Raw genomic sequence first — 330 nt, 5'->3', positions numbered from 1 at the left:
GTCAGGGGCAGGTTACTCACGTGTTACTCACCCGTTCGCCACTAATCCACCCAGCAAGCTGGGCATCATCGTTCGACTTGCATGTGTTAAGCACGCCGCCAGCGTTCGTCCTGAGCCAGGATCAAACTCTCCGTAAAAAAATTACCAACCCAGTACCGAAGCACCAGGCCGAGTTGATTCTGACTGTTGACTGTCCACTGGACAATCTTCAATCCAAAAGGAATTGTCTCCGACGATCACAGCCGAAGCTGATCACGCACGGGGTCAATAAATTGGCATTGACAATGTGCACGCTGTTGAGTTCTCAAGGACCAGACGCACTCCCCACTC

Annotated in this window: 1 rRNA gene; it reads right to left on the bottom strand. The window is 52.1% G+C overall.

The features are described from left to right. Positions 1-137: ribosomal RNA gene (locus tag HP507_RS00015) — 16S ribosomal RNA — on the bottom strand; the annotation flags it as partial. Between the last annotated feature and the right edge of the window lie 193 nt (positions 138-330).

The organism is Curtobacterium pusillum, assembly GCF_013359865.1.
Taxonomy (GTDB): Bacteria; Actinomycetota; Actinomycetes; order Actinomycetales; family Microbacteriaceae; genus Curtobacterium; species Curtobacterium pusillum.
This window is presented reverse-complemented; position numbering and strand designations above follow the sequence as displayed.